The sequence below is a fragment of the Roseibium sediminis genome, from assembly GCF_008711325.1.
GTDB classification, from domain to species: domain Bacteria; phylum Pseudomonadota; class Alphaproteobacteria; order Rhizobiales; family Stappiaceae; genus Roseibium; species Roseibium sediminis.
Genome location: NZ_VXDB01000015.1, coordinates 70,510 through 88,226, shown reverse-complemented (window position 1 = coordinate 88,226; position 17,717 = coordinate 70,510). Strand labels below are relative to the sequence as shown.

The 17,717-nt window shown below is 57.1% G+C and carries 12 protein-coding genes; 2 read left to right on the top strand and 10 right to left on the bottom strand.

Annotated features, from left to right (window positions below; all coding sequences use genetic code 11):
- Window positions 1-7: 7 nt before the first annotated feature.
- Window positions 8-1,822 carry an aminopeptidase P family protein gene (locus tag F0155_RS15610; protein ID WP_150525467.1) on the bottom strand — a complete coding sequence of 605 codons (1,815 nt, stop codon included), beginning with the start codon at window positions 1,820-1,822 and terminating at the stop codon, window positions 8-10.
- Between the two features lie 240 nt (window positions 1,823-2,062).
- On the opposite strand from F0155_RS15610, the gene F0155_RS15605 reads away from it, so the two are divergent.
- Window positions 2,063-2,266, top strand: coding sequence for a hypothetical protein (locus F0155_RS15605; protein WP_150525466.1), 204 nt, complete (start codon window positions 2,063-2,065; stop codon window positions 2,264-2,266).
- 109 nt (window positions 2,267-2,375) lie between these two features.
- On the opposite strand, the gene F0155_RS15600 is transcribed toward F0155_RS15605, so the two are convergent.
- The 4 genes from F0155_RS15600 to F0155_RS15585 all read right to left on the bottom strand — a co-directional run bounded on the left by F0155_RS15600 (window position 2,376) and on the right by F0155_RS15585 (window position 8,378).
- Window positions 2,376-3,266, bottom strand: coding sequence for a 50S ribosomal protein L11 methyltransferase (locus F0155_RS15600; RefSeq protein WP_150525465.1), 891 nt, complete (start codon window positions 3,264-3,266; stop codon window positions 2,376-2,378).
- A 112-nt stretch (window positions 3,267-3,378) separates the two neighbouring features.
- Window positions 3,379-4,788, bottom strand: a complete 1,410-nt coding sequence (locus F0155_RS15595) for an ATP-binding protein (protein WP_150525464.1) — start codon at window positions 4,786-4,788, stop codon at window positions 3,379-3,381.
- Window positions 4,781-5,506 (bottom strand): response regulator, encoded by a 726-nt coding sequence (locus tag F0155_RS15590; RefSeq protein WP_204934495.1) that lies wholly within the window; start codon window positions 5,504-5,506, stop codon window positions 4,781-4,783. Before F0155_RS15590 ends, F0155_RS15595 begins: the two co-directional genes overlap by 8 nt.
- 478 nt (window positions 5,507-5,984) lie before the next feature.
- Window positions 5,985-8,378 (bottom strand): autotransporter family protein, encoded by a 2,394-nt coding sequence (locus tag F0155_RS15585; RefSeq protein WP_161599819.1) that lies wholly within the window; start codon window positions 8,376-8,378, stop codon window positions 5,985-5,987.
- 278 nt (window positions 8,379-8,656) lie between these two features.
- On the opposite strand from F0155_RS15585, the gene F0155_RS15580 reads away from it, so the two are divergent.
- On the top strand, window positions 8,657-8,977 hold the full coding sequence (locus F0155_RS15580; protein WP_150525461.1) for a DMT family transporter: 321 nt from the start codon (window positions 8,657-8,659) through the stop codon (window positions 8,975-8,977).
- A gap of 118 nt (window positions 8,978-9,095) precedes the next feature.
- Here F0155_RS15580 and F0155_RS15575 read toward each other — a convergent pair whose 3' ends face one another.
- The 5 genes from F0155_RS15575 to lpxC form a co-directional block, all read right to left on the bottom strand.
- Window positions 9,096-11,501, bottom strand: a complete 2,406-nt coding sequence (locus F0155_RS15575) for an ATP-dependent helicase (protein ID WP_150525460.1) — start codon at window positions 11,499-11,501, stop codon at window positions 9,096-9,098.
- A gap of 126 nt (window positions 11,502-11,627) precedes the next feature.
- Entirely contained in the window at window positions 11,628-13,793 is a 2,166-nt protein-coding gene (ligA, locus tag F0155_RS15570) for an NAD-dependent DNA ligase LigA (RefSeq protein WP_150525459.1), read from the bottom strand.
- Window positions 13,794-13,889: 96 nt separating this feature from the next.
- Window positions 13,890-15,560 (bottom strand): DNA repair protein RecN, encoded by a 1,671-nt coding sequence (gene recN, locus F0155_RS15565; protein WP_150525458.1) that lies wholly within the window; start codon window positions 15,558-15,560, stop codon window positions 13,890-13,892.
- Window positions 15,561-15,614: 54 nt separating this feature from the next.
- Window positions 15,615-16,415 (bottom strand): outer membrane protein assembly factor BamD, encoded by an 801-nt coding sequence (locus tag F0155_RS15560; RefSeq protein ID WP_150525520.1) that lies wholly within the window; start codon window positions 16,413-16,415, stop codon window positions 15,615-15,617.
- Between the two features lie 239 nt (window positions 16,416-16,654).
- Window positions 16,655-17,593: a UDP-3-O-acyl-N-acetylglucosamine deacetylase gene (gene lpxC, locus F0155_RS15555; RefSeq protein ID WP_150525457.1), complete on the bottom strand. Its 939-nt coding sequence runs from the start codon at window positions 17,591-17,593 to the stop codon at window positions 16,655-16,657.
- Window positions 17,594-17,717 lie beyond the last annotated feature (124 nt).

Sequence of the window (17,717 nt, the reverse complement as noted above, 5' to 3'; positions counted from 1 at the left end):
CGTCAGATCAGATCGCTCGGGTTGCCTGCTCCAGCCAGATCCGAGTCTTGTCATCCAGAAGTGGCGACAAGGTCTCGCAGACCCGCGTGTGATACCGGTTCACCCAGGACCGCTCGAACTCCGTGAGCATCGACGCATCAATGAGACGCAGATCAAACGGCGCAAGGGTCAGGGTTTCAAATCCGAGCATCGGGCGCTCACCGCGCGGAATATCCCGAGCCTCTGTGACCAGCTCCAGATTCTCCAGCCGAATACCATAGGATCCCGCCGGATAGTATCCAGGTTCGTTCGACAGGATCATGCCCGGTTCAAGCGGTTGAACTCCGGTCTTTGCAATCCGCTGCGGTCCTTCGTGAACGGACAGATACGATCCGACCCCATGTCCCGTGCCATGATCGAAATCCAGTCCGGCCTTCCACATGTCGATCCGGGCAAGCGTATCGAGCTGCGCTCCGGACGTGCCGACAGGAAACTTTGCCGTGCTGATCGCAATATGGCCCTTCAGCACCAGCGTGAACTGACGCCGCATCTCGTCGCTCATCTCGCCAACAGCAAGCGTGCGTGTGATGTCTGTCGTTCCATCCTCGAACTGGGCACCGGAATCAATCAGGAACGGCACATCGAGTGGGATCTTTCGATTGCTCTTTTCGCTCACACGGTAGTGACAGATTGCTCCGTTCGGACCAGCACCGGAAATCGTGTCAAAGGAGATGTCCTTGAGAACGCTAGTCTCGACCCGAAACTCTTCCAGTTTCCGCGCTGCACCGATCTCATCCAGCTGGCCTTGCGGCGCGACCTCGTCAAACCAGCACAGAAACTGTGCGTAGGCCACACCATCACGGATATGCGCCGCCCGTGCGCCCTCGATCTCGACCTGATTCTTGATCGCCTTGGGCAGTAGGATCGGGTCCTGCGCCTCCACAAGCGAGCCGCCAGCATCCGTGATCGCCTTCGCAATGCCTTCGCCTGCAAGGGCGGGATCAATCATCACCTTGCGCCGCTCTGTACCCAGAGTATTCAGGGCATTGAGGAAGTCTGCAGGTTCCTGAATATCGGTGATCTCGGACAAGGTGTCGCGAACCGAATTCGACAATTTCCGGCCATCGATGAACAGCGTCGGACGTCCCTCTGCAGCAACGACCGCAAAGGACAATGGCAACGGGGTGTGGCTGACGTCGGACCCACGAATATTCAGCAGCCATGCAATGGAATCGGGTTGCGTCAGCACACAGGCATCCGCCTTCCGCGCCTTGATCTTGGCCTGTACCTCGCCAAGCTTGTCACCGGCGGCCTTTCCAGCCAGTGCGAGCGGATGAAGGGCAACGGCTCCCACAGGTGCCTCTGGCCGATCCTCCCAGACAGCATCAACCGGATTATCGGAAAGGAGAACCAGTGTGGCCCCCGCTTCCTCGCACACGGCACGCAGGCGCTTCACTTCCTGAACCGGGTGCAACATGGCATCGATTCCAAGCTTCTGTCCCGGCTGAAGATTGTCAGAAAGCCAGCCTGTCAGCGGCTCGTTGATCAGGTGGCGGGCCGGAAACACGGCCATATCCACCTGATCACGAACCTGAATCGTGTATCGGCCATCGACGAAAATCGCCGCCTTGTCGCCGAGAACCACTGCAACGCCAGCAGAACCGGAAAAACCGGTCAGCCATTGCAGGCGGCAATCGTGCGGCGGCACATATTCGCCCTGATGAGCATCGGCGCGCGGGATCAGAAACCCGTCCAGATCACGGCTCTTGAGTTCGGCCCTGAGCAGCGCTGCATGCGGCGCCCCGCAGGAAGGATCGGTGAGATCATCAAACGTCTGAAACATGGCCGGACGGTAATTCTACAATGACGCGCAATCAACTGGATTGTTGCACTCCGGGCCAGCCTGACAAATCAACAATCGTTAATAATGCGTTGCAACATAATATCTCGCATATGCGAGAAACGCAGGTCTGTCATGCGTTCTGCCCCCTACCTGAACAGAGCGGTATCAGCCATATAAAGGGCAACAATAATGGACGTTTAGCTCAAACGCCCGACACCACATTCTGCACGGAGAACCATCATGGTTACGACAACGTCCACTTCTACCCGCGCCAACGGCAGCCTCGTTCGCCGCGCTTTTGACCGCATGGTTGAAGCCCGTTCTGTTCAGGCCCGTCGCTATGTAAACGGCTACCTGCTGTCGCTCGACGACGCAACGCTTGCCGCACACGGCTACGACCGCAAGGAACTCGAGCGTCAGGGCTCCAGCGTCAGCATTTTCTGATCTGATTGATCAACCTGCTGTTTTTGAAAGCGCGGTCATGGAACCGCGCTTTTTTGTTGCCTGAAGGCACCAGCTGAAGGGCAAGGGCAAAAACCTCCAAGCCCCGTGTTTAGGCCTTTGCCCGTCCACGTTCGAATGTAAGGGTCAGCCAGCCGTCCTTTTCGCCCTTGCGAACAAGGTGGAAACCCTGCGTGCCATAGGCGAAGATGATGCGCGAACCGTCTTCGACGCGCAGTCCCGAAAGGACAAGCGTGGCGCGATCCGTCATGCGCGTTGCAATAGACCGGGCCATCTTCATCAACGGACGTGCCAGAATATTAGCAATGACGAGGTCAAACGGACCGTAGAGATCGAACTTGCGATCCTCCATCCCGTTGGCCGTAAACGTCTTGACCAGCGGTCCGACACCATTGAGCCAGGCGTTCTCCGCAGCGGTTCGTGTGGCAACAGGATCAATATCCGTTGCCAGAACATATTGTTTCGTCAGCTTTGCCGCGGCAATGGCCAGCACGCCTGTCCCGGTTCCAAGATCAAGGATGCTGTCGAACTCACGCATGTTCAAAAGTCGGTCGATCTCTTCCAGGCACCCGGCGGTCGTACCGTGATGTCCGGTCCCGAAGGCAAGCGCCGCCTCGATCTCAAGGCCGAGCGCTCCGGGGGGAACCTTGCTGCGGTCATGACTGCCGTGAACGACAAACCGTCCGGCCTTGACGGGTGCCAGACCTTCCAGGCTCTTCTCGACCCAATTCACGTCGGACAGTTCCACGGCATCCACGGGCACAGCGAAGGCGTCTGAGCCAACGCGGTCACGAACCTGAGCGATGGCCTCCTCGATCTCCATATCGAAAAGCAGGATTTCCGCAGTCCAGATTTTGCCGTCAGCCGAATCCTCAAAAATCGTGACCGGATTTCCTTCGTCTTCAAATGCCGATTCGAGAATGCTGGAAATACGCTTGGCTTCCAGCTCAGCGGCTGACATGCGGATCCGGATGGTTTTCATGGGCTCGCAACACGGTTGGGATTTTCGATCTAGCGCGTATACAGCTCCCCGTTCGCCGGGGCCAGTGCCTAGAACCCCGTTTCAGGGAAAATCGTGCGATATTCCTCGCCGGTCAGCCCTTCGCTGGAAGGCAAATGCGAACTGTCAGTCCTCCGCCCTCGGTCTCCAGCAGCTGAAGGTCACCGCCATGGCTTTCGATGATCGCCATCGCAGTGGACAGCCCCAAACCGAAGCCCTGTCCATGCTCCATTGTTCGCGCCGCATCGCCGCGCTCAAACGGTTCCAGCATTCTTTGCCGATCTGACGCCGCTATTCCCGGGCCGTGATCGGCAAACTCGACGATGAACTGATCCTGAGACTTGAAATTCCGGATTTCCAGCGGCGATCCTGCGTATTTTCGAGCGTTGTCGATCAGGTTGGAAAACGCCCGCACCATCTCCGAATAGCGCCCGAAAATGGAGACGCCACGCTGAAGGGACAAGCGGAACTCGATGCCCGTGCCTTCATACTGATCAGCAAGGCTGGTCAAAAGGCTGGCCAGATCAATGCGCACACGGGGTTCCGCGCTGGCGCCTTGCCTCAGATAGTTGAGCGCGCTTTCAAGCTGGCTCTCCATATGTTCAAGATCCGCCAGACTGCGTTGACGGATATCCTCGTCTTCCACCAAATCCAGCCGCAGCCGCAAACGCGTAAGAGGCGTTTTCAGGTCATGACCAATCGCCGCAAGTGTTCTTGTCCGCTGATGCAGGATCTGGTTGATCCGGGCCTGCATCCGGTTGAAGGCGGCGACAGCCGCCCGAACTTCCGAAGGGCCGCTCTCATCAAGGGGGACCGGATCGATAGACGTCTGGCCGAAGGTCGTCGCCGCCTTCGCAAGATCCGACAAGGGGCGAATGACGGTGCGCACAGACCAGATCGACAACGCACCGATCGTAAACAGGGCAACCAGTACCGGTATGAGGAATGGGGACCCAAAATCCGGGTGCGGATGAGGATGAGGCGGTTTGTGGTGCGGCATCTGCCCATGCAGCTTGGCATCGACGCCTCCCAGAGAAGCCTGAACCAGTTGACCGTCACTCAACCGAAATACCAATACCGGATAGGTTGGCCGCCCCTCTGCGTTCAACATTGGGTACGCGCCTGTCAATGCGATGCCGTCGACCAGCTCGCTCGGCTGAAACGGCCAAAACCTTGGCCTATGGTGAGGAGAAACAGTTTCAAGTTCCACCGGCCTCTCATCAAGCAACTTCAGGATGAGCTCAGGGTCTGTCCGATTGTAATGGGCAATCAAAGCTGCTCTGGACTCGGCGGGCATTTTCTCAAGTTCATGGATGACCATCACATGCTTGAAAGCTATGGACGCAGAGCTGTCTGCGCGGTTCTGTCCGCCTGTGACGAGGATCGTCAGGGCAAAAACGGCTGATACACCGCCCAGAACGAGCACAATGAGCACAATGAGCTGAGCTGCGAGGCCTTTCGGCACCAATCGCCGCAGCAGCCCTTGCCGCGATGCTTCAGGCACTTGCTACCGTTCTGGCAACAAATTCATAGCCGCCGGAACGAACAGTCCTGATAAAGGCATATTCGGCCCCTGCCGCTTCAAGCTTGGCCCGCACACGGCTCACAAGGATGTCGATATTGCGCCCATTCAGAACGCCAACCTTGCCTTGGGTAAGATCAATGAGCTGTTCCCGGCTTAAAACACGCCCGTGCCGCTCACAGAGGACCTGCAAAAGGTCAAACTCTCCCGGTGTCAGCGCGACAATCGCTCCGTCGGGATTCTTCAAAACCCGCCTTCGCGCATCGATCTTCCAACCTTCGAATTCAAGATTGTTCTGAACCGGTTTGAAAACACCGGCCCCCAGTTCCATCCGGCGGAGCATGGCCCTTACACGGGCGATGAGTTCACGCGGATTGAAAGGCTTGGGAAGATAATCATCCGCCCCGACCTCAAGGCCGATGACCCGATCAAAGTCATCACCCTTCGCTGAAACGATGATGATTGGAATTGGTCCCGCAGACCGCAGACGCCGACAGATGCTGATACCGTCCTCGCCCGGCAGCATGAGATCCAGAATCACGAGATCAACATGGGAGGTATCAAGGATCCGGTCCATGTCCTCACCGGTTTGAACCACGGTGGACTGGATGTCGTTGTCCTGCAGGTGCCGCTTGATCAACGCGCCAATTTCGTCGTCATCCTCGACAATCAGCACATGTTTGCTTGTGTCAACAGACAAGCGGTTCCGCCCCGTTCCCAATAGCTCCAACATCAAATAACTTTCGTACGACCTTCGTCATTAACCATAATTATACAGACAAATGTACCAGTTGAAGCAACTCAGGGTTTCAGAACCACTCTGTCAGGACAGTAATTTCCGAAAAACAACTTCTGATTATGAATTAATTAATGGCAATAATTGAAAGTGAACGACTTCCGGAAGCAGGAAACTGTAACTCAATTTTTCAGATCATATTTTTATCATTCAATCTCAATATGTTAACTTACTGTATTTTTTAATTGAACAATACACGCCGAAGACTCGCCATGGTTGCACTACTCACGTAGGTGGGTTACCACAATCAAAAATTGAGCCAAGTTCGCCTTAAAAAAAATTCAAAAAATGCAGCCATGTGAGCCAAAATCACCCCGCCGCATGAGCTGTGTAACAAGTCACAACCTGTCTCTGCACACTAATCCGCAAATCAAACCTGATATCAAAACCGCCAACTTATTTGCGCCCCAGCCCCGATTTCCTCACCATGCTCGTGAATTGAACCAGCAAGGCCTGCCCGCCAATTCAGGCGATTGTCCAGTGCCCTGCCCGAAAACCCGAAACCGGCAGACAGGGAATGGCTACCTCTGTTCTGGCCAGCCTGGGTAAAACTGCCGAAAAGATGCGAAACGGCTGTCACTTCATGGGCAGACGCGCGCGAGGCACTCCAATCATGGTCATAGCGCAAAAACCCCTGCATGCGGACTGATGTGACCTCGTCCTGATAAACCTGTGACGACATCTCAAGGCCCAGTCCGGTCATAAGGGCATCAGCTGTTGCCGAATTGATGCGATAATTGAAGTCGCCCCCGCCGGTTTCCCTGACCGCGTCCTGCCAGATATGCGCATAGGAAGCGGCGACAAATGGATTCAAGACCAGCGTTTCCGTCGCGCCAAATGCATAGCCCGCTTTTGCTGACACAAACGCCGTATGGGAGCCGAAATCCGCTTCCGCCTTGCCGCCCGTGAACAAGCCTACATCCGGATTGTTTCGGGACGAAGAATTCGCAGCGTAGGAGTATCCGGCGGCACCAGAGAAATTCCATGCTCCGGAAAAGAACGTTCCGTAGAGACCGGCGTAGCCTGCATGAGCAGAAAAGCTCTGATCAACATGATCGTGTTCCGTCATTCGGTGATAGCCATAGCCGGCAAAGGCCCCGATGCTACCTGCTTCACTGGCGAGAATGTCCGCACCGGCCATTACGTTTGCCAACTGATAGCCGAAGTTTCCGAGCCCGTCCTTGCCCTCCACATTCCCGAGGACACCGGACACATCAAGCCAGATTGCACGCCCTTGCGCATCGCGAACAACCAGGTTGTCCTCAAGGACGTTCGGGCTGCCTGAAATGCGGTTCATCACGGTCGACGCGACATGATCGGCCTGTTCCAAAGCAACCGTCAGATTGGAGGAATAAGGTTCTGCATGAACCTCGTTCAATTGCAGCAGGTTGGCATTCGTGAGGGACAGAAATGCAGTGCTGAGCGTTTGGCCGTTTGCCAGAATCTGACCGCCGCCACCCGAGCCGCCGGTTGTGCCATTGACGACAGTCGCATGATGGGTAGCGGCAACCGACGACGTCAATGTCACCGCCGGCGTCGACGTGGTCGCGACCTTGGACGGATGAAGCGTCTGGACTTTGCTTGGCAAATGGGTCGGTGTGGGAGAGTTATCGTCAAAGGTGACGACAATGTTTCCTGTGCCGCTAGGACTGCCGACCAACCGCGGGGTCAGATGTGCATTGAGTGAAGCGCCCTCGGCCAGCGTGACACCGTCACTATCGATGCTCCCTGCGGTCACGACCGTGTAGTTCGCACCTGTAAACGCCGTAATCTCAGCGGCCCCGGTTCCACCAGCATAGCCGCTGTCCTTTTCGAGAGTGACAGTCAGTTTGCTTGCGCCTGTGACGTTCCCGCTGACGGACAGCAAATCCGCATTCTGCCCGGCGCCGGGATCGAGCTCACTGACAAGATTGGTCGCCCCCTGTAACGAAAGGTTTCCATTGATGGTGAGCGTGCCGATGGAGTTTCCGGGCCGAAACGTCGCGCCGTTTGCAGAAAGAAAATTCACATCGCTTCCGCCCGACTTGCCATTGATCGTACCATTTCCTGACAAGGTGCCGGTCAAGGAGAAGAACTGGGTATTTATGGTTGTATTTTTCAGGTCGAGGGTTGATCCCGCCTGCACACCTACCACCCTTGCTCCTGTAACCGAGCTGTCTTCGAGATGGACATTGACCGGTGTGTAAAAATCCTGACCGATAATATTGTACTGCCCGATAGCGAGAAGGCTTGGATTTGAAATCGTCAGCTTCTTGTATGCAAGCGTTGTTCCGGACTTCAGACTGGCAAAATAGACATTCTGAAATTGGGTATTTCCTGATTCCTGGACCAGAGAAATTGAGCGGTTTTCTCCAATCGTAGTGTCGAATAGATTGATATACATCGCGCCAAGTGATGTCGTCCCCGGTGTGACATGCGTGCGCAAAAACGGTGTATTTGGCGTAGCAGACCCCTCAATGGTGTTGTTTACAAACACGAAGGAGTGAACACGCCCGCCTGCTCGATTGAGATCGAAAAACACCGGCGAATAAACTTCCAGCAAGCCATCCGATGGAATTGGACCGGCATTTGGGAAAGTGAACTCTGCCCGCGAGGTAAGACAATAAGTTCTCGAAGGAGACATGTGAGAGGGAGGAACGCTGACCGCCCCACCGGCAAGATAAGTTCCTGCACCAAGTACCGCGCATGAGGCCGCTGACGGAGCGGATGACGCAAGGATTGCACCAAGAGAAACAAATCCAAGGAGCGTGCAATTGTTCACGGACAACATCTTCATGAAAACCTTCCGCAGTAGAACTTTCATCCAAACATCATCATCCTGTTTTACGAATTGATTAAACTCAAGATTGAAGCAAATAGAAAAACACCAAAAAGAGGCAGTTTCCCCGCATTCCCTGCCGTTTGGCTGCCCATTCACACGCTTCATCGAAACAACTTCGCCACTTGAAAGCAGCATCGCCCAATTACTATAAAGGCCGTATTGAAGGACGACCTTCGCTGCTTGGGTCACGAGACCGGCAGAACCAAGCGGGACGGCCCGGACAAGGAGGTCTCATGTCCTGGCTCTTTTTATTCCTTGCAGGTATTCTGGAAATCGTCTGGGCCGCGTTGCTCAAGCTGGCAAATGGCTTTGAAAACAAGATCTTGGGTGGTCTGGCCGTTCTGGCCATGATAGCCAGCGTCTGGTTTCTCGCGCTTTCCATGCGCACCCTGCCCCTCGGTACGGCCTACACGGTCTGGACAGGCATTGGCGCGTTCGGGGCGTTTATCGTCGGACTGGTCTGGTTTGGCGAACCGGCAACGGCAGGCAGGATCACCGCAGCAGGGCTTATCATCGCCGGTGTCTGCCTGATGAAGTTGTCGTCAAACGCCTGAGGTCGGCACTTTGCAGCAAGAGCATTTCCAGGCGAAGTGGATACCGGTTCGCCGTCAGGAAGTGCGCAAATCAAATATTTAGAGCACTTCGAGTGATTCAACGAATGCGAGAAGTGCACTAATGCCGCTCAACGAAGCTGTCGATGACCTTTTTCCGCCCGGCCTTTTCAAAATCGATGGTCAGCTTGTTGCCTTCGATTGACGCAATTGCGCCATAGCCGAACTTGATATGGAACACCCGCTCGCCAAGGGAAAAGGCGGAAGGCGTTTCGCTGACGGATTTTGCCACCAGTTCGCCTTCGATCATCATGGGGCCCTGTCGCTTTGAGCGGGAGGACCTGAGATCCTGACCGTAACTGTCTGACGAGGAAGAGCGTGCCCGCTGGGCCCGTTGCCAGCCGGGGGTGGAATAGCTGCCCCGTTCGAAGGAATCGCTGCGGTCAAAGCGAGAGGCACCATACCCGCCTCCGCCATACCCACCATAGTTGGATGACGCCTCGGCGATTTCTACGTGCTCCGGTGGCAACTCGTCCAGAAAGCGCGAGGGAATGGAGTTCTGCCACTGACCGTGAATACGGCGGTTTGAGGCAAAATACAGCTTCGCCCGCTTCTTTGCCCGGGTGATGCCTACATAGGCAAGGCGGCGCTCTTCTTCGAGGCCGGCCCGACCGCTCTCATCCAGCGAGCGTTGATGCGGGAAGAGCCCTTCCTCCCAACCGGGCAGGAAGACCGTATCAAATTCCAGTCCCTTGGCAGAATGCAGCGTCATGATGGAAACCGCATCGTTGCTCTCAGCCGTATCACGGTCCATCACCAGCGAGATATGCTCGAGGAACCCGGCCATGGATTCAAACTCTTCCATGGAGCGGATCAGTTCCTTGAGGTTGTCGAGACGCCCCGGCGCTTCGGCTGAGCGGTCCTTGCGCCACATTTCCGTATAGCCGCTCTCGTCCAGAATGATCTCGGCAAGTTCTGTATGCTTCATGGTGGCCAGCATGTCGCGCCAGCGCTCGAAATCGGTCAGAACCTGCCGCAAGGTATTGCGTGCCTTGGGCTTCAACTCTTCCGTCTGACAAAGCTGGTCTGCTGCCTGCATAAGGGGAATACGATTGGCCCGGGCCAACCCATGCACCAGTTTCAGGCTGGCGTCCCCAAGGCCGCGCTTGGGCGTGTTGACGATCCGCTCAAAGGCCAGATCATCGGCCGGTTGCACCACGCAGCGGAAGTAAGCCAGCGCATCGCGAATTTCCATCCGTTCATAAAAGCGCGGTCCGCCGATGACGCGGTAGTTGAGGCCCAGAGTCACGAAACGATCTTCGAACTCGCGCATCTGGAACGAGGCGCGCACGAGGATCGCCATCTCGTTGAGAGAATGCCCCCTCGATTGCAGCCCCTCGATTTCGTCTCCAATCGTCCGCGCTTCTTCTTCAGAATCCCAGACGGAGGCAACCGAGACCAGATCGTGATCCGGCTCGTGAAAGTCGGTGAAGAGCGTCTTGCCCAGCCGCCCTTCGTTGTGGGCGATCAGATGGGAGGCCGCTGCCAGAATGTGGCTGGTCGAGCGATAGTTCCGCTCCAGACGAATGACCGTCGCGCCCTGAAAGTCATGTTCGAAGCGCAGGATGTTGTCGACCTCCGCCCCGCGCCAGCCATAGATCGACTGATCGTCATCGCCCACGCAGCAAACATTCGCATTGCCCTGTGCCAGCAACCGCAGCCACAGATACTGGGCAATATTGGTGTCCTGATACTCGTCCACCAGCATGAAACGGAAGCGGCGCTGATAGTCTTTCAACACTTCCGGCTGCGTCTTGAACAAGGTGATGACATGCAGGAGAAGATCGCCGAAATCCGCGGCGTTCAGGATTGACAAACGGTCCTGATACTCCTGATAGAGCTTGCGGCCCTTGCCATTACCAAAGCCCCTGACTTCGCCTTCCGGAACTTCAGCGGGCGTCAGCGCCCGGTTCTTCCAGCCGTCAATCAGCGAGGCGAAACCACGAGGCGTCCAGCGCTTGTCGTCCAGCCCCTCGGCCTGAATGATCTGTTTGATCAGGCGGATCTGGTCGTCGGTATCGAGAATGGAAAAGCCGGATTTCAGGCCAACAAGCTCGGCATGCTTGCGCAGGATCTTCACGCAGATGGAATGGAACGTCCCGAGCCAGGCCATCCCCTCCACATTGCCACCGATGAATTTGGATATCCGCTCCTTCATCTCGCGGGCGGCCTTGTTGGTGAATGTCACCGCCAGAATTTCAGACGGGCGCGCGTTGCCCGTTGCCAGAATATGCGCAATTCGGGTGGTCAGAACGCGGGTCTTGCCCGTCCCCGCTCCGGCAAGAACCAGCACCGGCCCCTCGATTGTTTCCACGGCAAGGCGCTGTTCCGGATTGAGCCCGTCCAGATAGGTCGGCGCCCGCCGCGCAGCCATCGCCCGTGCAGCAATCCCGCCACCCGATGACGCGGGAACATCAGCCGCATAATTTGCCTGCGGAAACTCGTTGAACCCGTTCGGGTCTGTCATGCTCGTCTGCCAGTCCAGTTTTCACTCAGGAGAACAATATAGCAACAAATGTGCGAAGAACGAGGCGGAACTGAGAGTTTTTGCGGGAAAACTTCAGCACCTGACGGAATTGCCAATCACAATGTCCTATGCGCCAACCAACTCGAACCAACCGTCCTCGGTGATCACTTCGATCTGGAGTTCTTCTGCCTTCTTGAGTTTTGAGCCAGCGCCGGGGCCGGCGACAAGAAGGTCGGTCTTCTTGGAGACCGAACCGGACACTTTTGCTCCGAGGCGCTCTGCCATTGCCTTGGCTTCATCCCGAGTCATGCGCTCAAGGGAACCGGTGAAGACAACCGTCTTGCCCGCCACCGGTGATCCTGAGGCATCAATCTTTTCGACTTGCTTTGGCGTGATTTGCGCCAAAAGGGCGTCCAGTTGCTCGCGGTTATGTTCTTCTGCAAAGAACTCTGTCACCGCATCGGCAACGATGTGGCCAATGCCGTCGATGGCATTGAGGTCTTCCCAGGCTTCGCCGTCCTTGTCATGCGCCTTCACCATCGCCTCGTAAAACGCCTGCCACGAACCGTAAGCGCGAGCCAGAAGCTTGGCGTTCCCTTCGCCAACATGGCGAATGCCGAGGCCGAAGATCAGGCGGTGCAGATCAATGTTCCGCTTGGCGTTGATCGCTTCAAAGAGGTTCTTGGCCGAGACCGCCCCCCAGCCCTCGCGATTGCGCAGCTTGGTCAGCGATTGCTTGTCCCGCTCTTCCAGCGTGAAGATGTCGGCCGCCGTCTTGACCAGATCATCGGCATAAAAGGCATCCACCTGTTTGTCGCCGAAACCTTCAATGTCAAAGGCATTGCGGGAAACAAAATGCTTCAGACGCTCAGTCGCCTGCGCCGGGCAGATCAGCGCACCGGTACAGCGGCGCACGGCGTCAAGCCTGCCGGTCTTCGGGTTTTCCTCGCGCACGGCATGGCTGCCGCAGGCCGGACAGGCAGTCGGAAAGTCAAAGGCCACTGCACCCTCCTTCCGCTTGTCCAGATCCACATCGACGATCTGCGGGATCACGTCCCCTGCCCGCTGGATCTGGACCGTATCGCCAATCCGCAGATCCTTGCCGCCACGGATCGGCTCGCCGTCCTGACCAATGCCCTTGATATAATCCTCGTTGTGCAAGGTGGCATTGGAAACAACCACACCACCAACCGTCACCGGCTCCAATTTGGCAACGGGAGTCAGCGCCCCGGTACGGCCAACCTGAATTTCGATATCATTGAGGATCGTATAGGCCTTCTCAGCCGGGAACTTGTGCGCAATGGCCCAGCGAGGGGACCGCGATACGAAGCCGAGCCGCTGCTGCAGATCCAGCCGATCAACCTTGTAGACCACCCCGTCAATGTCATAGCCAAGCGTTGCCCGGTCTTCCTCAATGCCGTGATAGACGGCTAGCAAGTCCTCGACCGTCTCGCAGCGCTTCATCAGCGGATTGATCTGGAAGCCCCAGACAGCCATTTGCTCGACCATGCCCATCTGCGTCTCGGAAGGCAGTTTGCTCATGTCGCCCCAGGCATAGGCGAAGAATTTCAGGGGCCGGGATGCCGTGATCTCCGAATTCAACTGCCGCAAGGAGCCGGCTGCCGCATTACGCGGGTTGGCAAACACCTTGCCGCCATTGGCCTCCATGCGCTGGTTGAGCGCCTGAAAATCCGCATGAGCCATATAGACTTCGCCGCGAATTTCGACGACCTCCGGCACATCGCCCTTCAGCGTGTGAGGAATGTCCGAGATCGTCCTGGCATTGGCAGTCACATTTTCGCCGGTCGTGCCGTCGCCGCGCGTCGCAGCATAGATCAGCTGACCTTTTTCATAGCGCAGCGACAGGGAAAGGCCGTCAATCTTGGGCTCGGCGGTGACGGCCAGAGCACCCATCAGCGGATCGAATTTCAGGAAGCGGCGCACACGGCCGACAAAATCCCGCACGTCCTCATCGGTAAAGGCATTGTCGAGCGAAAGCATCGGCACGCGGTGCTCGATCTTCGAAAATGTCTCCAGCGGTGCGGCACCAACATTCGCAGACGGGCTGTCGGCACGAACCAGCTCCGGATAGCGCGCCTCGATCTCATTGTTGCGGCGGCGCAAGGCGTCATAGTCCGCATCCGAAATCGTCGGCGCGTCTTCCCCGTGATAGCGCCGGTCATGCTCGGCAATCTCGCCCGCCAGCCGTTCCAGCTCTGCCTGCGCCTCCTCGATGGTCAAGGCATCAACGGCAATGGCAGCAAGGGAAGCGCGCGTATCGGTATCGGTCATGGAGGGCCTGCAAATAAACGAAGTCCGGACCACAGACAGGGAGTCGTCAGGGGTCTTGAGATAAACAGATAAGCCAATGCGGCGAGCGGGGAAAGGTCAGGAAGCGGCTTCCGTGATGAGTTTTCTGGCTGCCGCCCGCGCCTCGTCGGTGATGGTGCTTCCAGCGAGCATGCGGGCAATTTCCTCGCTGCGGTGGTCCTCATCGATCCGCTTGACCCGCGTGGCCATGCGCTCAGGCGCCGTTTCTTCCTTGGCGATCAGGAAATGCCCGGCAGCACGCGCCGCCACCTGCGGGGCATGGGTCACTGTGAGAACCTGCAGCGCCGTGGCGAGTTTGGCAAGGCGCACACCGATTGCCTCGGCAACCGCACCACCAACGCCCGTGTCGATTTCGTCGAAAACCAGCGTCGGTGCCGATCCCTTGTCCGCAAGCGCCACCTTGAGCGCCAGCAGGAAGCGGGACAGCTCGCCGCCCGATGCCACTTTCATCATCGGCCCCGGTTTGGTGCCCGGGTTGGTCTGGACATGGAATTCCAGCTCGTCGATGCCGCTGCGTCCCGGTGCATCCGGCCGGCTGGTCATCTCGACAATGAACTTGGCTCGCTCAAGCTTCAGTTCCGGCAGCTCCGCCGCAACCGTGGCCTCCAGAGACCGAGCAGCAGCCTCACGTTTGGCAGAGAGCGCCTTGGCCTTCGCGTCATAGGTTGCCCGCGCCTTGCGGGCGGCTTCATGAAGCGCGGCAAGCTTGTCCTCACCCGCATCAAGATCTGCAAGGTCGGATGCCATGCGGGCGCAAAGCTCGGCCAGCTCTTCTACCGGCATAGAGAATTTCCGCGAAGCAGCTCGAAGGGCAAACAGTCTTTCCTCGACGCTTTCCAGCTCGCGGGGGTCGAAGTCGGTTTCCCGAATCGCATTCTCCAGCCCCCCGCGGGCCTCTTCGAGCTGATCCAGCGCGCTGGCCAGAGCCGCTACGGGCGCGTTCAGCAGGTTCGGCGCCTGATCTGCCTTGCGTTCCATCCGGCGCAACAGGCTGGCAAGTTCGGGAATTGGGGACGCATTGCCGTTCAGCGTTTCGAAGGCCTCATTGAGGTCTCCGGCGATCTTCTCCACCTGCATCATTGTCGCACGGCGTTCGGCAAGCTCGTCTTCCTCGCCCTGTTTGGGAGCGAGTCTGGAAAGCTCATCCACCGAGGCCTTCAGATAATCGGCTTCCTTGCGGGCGTTTTCGATCCGTGCCTCATGATCGCGCACAGCCTTTTCGGCCGCCCTGTAGGCAGAATAGGCAGCTGCCACATCCTCAACGTCGCCCAGCAGGCCGCCAAACAGGTCGACAAGCTCGCGGTGGGACTCTGGATCGACCAAGGCCCGATCATCGTGCTGTCCGTGAATTTCGACGAGAAGGTTGCCAGCCTGTCGCATCAAGGTAGCACTGACCGGCTGGTCATTGATGAAGGCACGGGTCCGGCCATCGGCTGCCTGAATGCGCCGCAGGATCACGTCACCATCGTCGGGAATATCATTGTCGGACAAGAGCACCCGGACCGGATGGGCCATCGGCACGTCAAAGACGGCGGTTACCTGCCCCTGCTTCTCACCATGGCGCACGAGATCGGCATCTCCGCGCCCGCCAAGAGCAAGCGACAGGGAGTCCAGCAGGATGGACTTGCCCGCACCCGTTTCACCGGTAAGCACGGACATGCCATCAGAGAATTCAAGATCGAGGCGGTCAATCAGGACAATGTCGCGAATGGCCAGCGTGACGAGCATGGATCGTGCTCCGGAAGGTTTTTCGGGGTCCGCGATTCCGGCAAGGGAGGCGGATCAGAAGACCTTAATATCCTTGAACGCCTTGCTGATCCAGCTACCGGAATCCTCAGAGGGCTGGTAGCCCCCGGCATTCAACAGAGAATATGCGTCCTTGTACCACTGAGTGTCCGGGAAATTGTGCCCAAGAACAGCCGCTGCGGTCTGCGCTTCGTTGACAACACCAAGAGCGTAATAGGCTTCCGTCAGGCGGAACAGCGCCTCTTCCACGTGGCGGGTCGTCTGATAGGTCAGGACCACGGTCTTGAAGCGGTTGATCCCGGCCACGTAATTGCGCTTCTTGAGATAGAAGCGGCCAATCTGCATTTCCTTGCCGGCAAGCTGGTCCTGAACCGCAATCAGCTTGGTTTCCGCATCAGGAGCGTATTCGCTGTCGGGATAGCGTTGCAGCAATTCGGCAAAGGCAGAAGCAGCCTTTTCGGTAACAGCCTGATCACGGGTAATGTCCGGCATCTGACGGAAGTAGCTCTGGCCGATGATGTAGAGTGCATAGGCGGCATCATCACTGCCCGGATAAAGCGTCAGGAACCGCTGGCTGGCATTGATGGCTTCCGTGTACTTGCCACGGCTGTAGTTGATATACGCCATGTTCACGAGGGACTTCTTGGCGTACTCGGAATAGGGATAAAGCTTGTCCAGCTGGGTGAATTTTGCGTCCGCGTCCTTCAACTTGCCCTGAGCGCGCAGTGCAAGGCCCTCATTGTAGAGAACCTCCGGCGGCGTATCATCCAGAGCAAAGTCGTCCGCATCCTTCGTCGCGGAGCAAGCTGCAAGTCCAAGAGGGATGGCCAGAGCCATGATTTTCAGGACAGATCCAAGTCCCCGGTTCCGATCGCCAGTCAATCGTCTGTCCTTCACTCTCACAATAACGCTCCTAACCGCAGACCGCCCGCACCAATTCGGCCAGCGCCTGAGGTTGTACGCAAAACCTGCTGTCGTGGGAAGTGCTTAGCGGAAAGGAATTCCAACCGCCACGCCCCATCATTGCATGTGGTATTTTTTTTGAGCAATTTTGTGGCAAGGACGCAAGAAGGAAATCAGGATACGTCCGGACCAAAGGCTGCAGCGGCAAGACCAGGGGTCGCCTGACTGTGAGCCCGGTAGGCAGGAGCTTCCACAATCTCGAAGGCAGAGCTGTCGGAGAACAGTTTTTCGAGAATCGCATGGTTCATCTTGTGACCGCCCTTGTAAGAGCGATACAGACCAAGAATCGGCAGGCCTGCAAGGGCCAGATCACCTACAGCGTCCAGTGCCTTGTGACGTGCGAATTCGTCCGGCCAGCGTGTGCCTTCCGGGTTCAGAACCTTGTCTTCGGAAATCGCGACGGAGTTCTCAAGGGAAGACCCGAGCGCAAAGCCCATCTTCCAGAGTTTCTCGACATCGCTCACATTGCCGAACGTCCGCGCGCGGCAGAGTTCCTCGCAGAATACGTCCGGCGTCAGGTCTGCCGCGAAACGCTGGCGACCGATAAGCGGCGTATCGAAATCGATGGTAATGTCATAGGAGGTGCGGTCATTCGGGACCAGCTCGCACCATGCAGAGCCGTTGTCGACACGAACGGTCTTCTTGACGCGAATATAGCGGCGACCACGGTCAAGGCGCTTGATACCCGCCTGCTTGATCGCTTCCACGAATGCAGCACTGCTGCCGTCCATGATCGGCATTTCCGGACCATCAAGTTCGGCGATCACATTGTCGACACCAAGACCGGCAAGAGCCGCCATCAGGTGTTCAACAGTGGAAACGCCATCCTTTGCAGGATCGGAAAGCACGGTGCAGAGCGCCGTCGCGGTGACGCGGTTCCACAGGGCAGGAACTTCGGAAGAGGCTTCATCATCAGTCCGCTGAAAGACAACACCGGTATTCGCGTCAGCCGGAAGAAGGGTCAGCGTCGCCGGTTTTCCGGAATGAACACCGATGCCCTCAAGCACGATTTGCTGTGCGAGTGTTGTCTGGCGGTCAATATAAGTCGTCATTAAGCCCCAACCTCTTCGATACGCGATAAACTTTCAGGTCCGCTACGACTGTCATAACGGACTGTTAACAATCGCGATGGTGGGACCATAACCGCACACGTCGAAAGTGCGAAATAAAGCTTTA

Coding starts and splice junctions, on each gene's coding strand:
- F0155_RS15610 (WP_150525467.1), bottom strand. CDS start 1,822: ATGTTTCAGACGTTTGATGATCTCACCGATCCTTCCTGCGGGGCGCCG.
- F0155_RS15605 (WP_150525466.1), top strand. CDS start 2,063: ATGGTTACGACAACGTCCACTTCTACCCGCGCCAACGGCAGCCTCGTT.
- F0155_RS15600 (WP_150525465.1), bottom strand. CDS start 3,266: ATGAAAACCATCCGGATCCGCATGTCAGCCGCTGAGCTGGAAGCCAAG.
- F0155_RS15585 (WP_161599819.1), bottom strand. CDS start 8,378: ATGAAGATGTTGTCCGTGAACAATTGCACGCTCCTTGGATTTGTTTCT.
- F0155_RS15580 (WP_150525461.1), top strand. CDS start 8,657: ATGTCCTGGCTCTTTTTATTCCTTGCAGGTATTCTGGAAATCGTCTGG.
- F0155_RS15575 (WP_150525460.1), bottom strand. CDS start 11,501: ATGACAGACCCGAACGGGTTCAACGAGTTTCCGCAGGCAAATTATGCG.
- ligA (WP_150525459.1), bottom strand. CDS start 13,793: ATGACCGATACCGATACGCGCGCTTCCCTTGCTGCCATTGCCGTTGAT.
- recN (WP_150525458.1), bottom strand. CDS start 15,560: ATGCTCGTCACGCTGGCCATTCGCGACATTGTCCTGATTGACCGCCTC.
- F0155_RS15560 (WP_150525520.1), bottom strand. CDS start 16,415: ATGGCTCTGGCCATCCCTCTTGGACTTGCAGCTTGCTCCGCGACGAAG.
- lpxC (WP_150525457.1), bottom strand. CDS start 17,593: ATGACGACTTATATTGACCGCCAGACAACACTCGCACAGCAAATCGTG.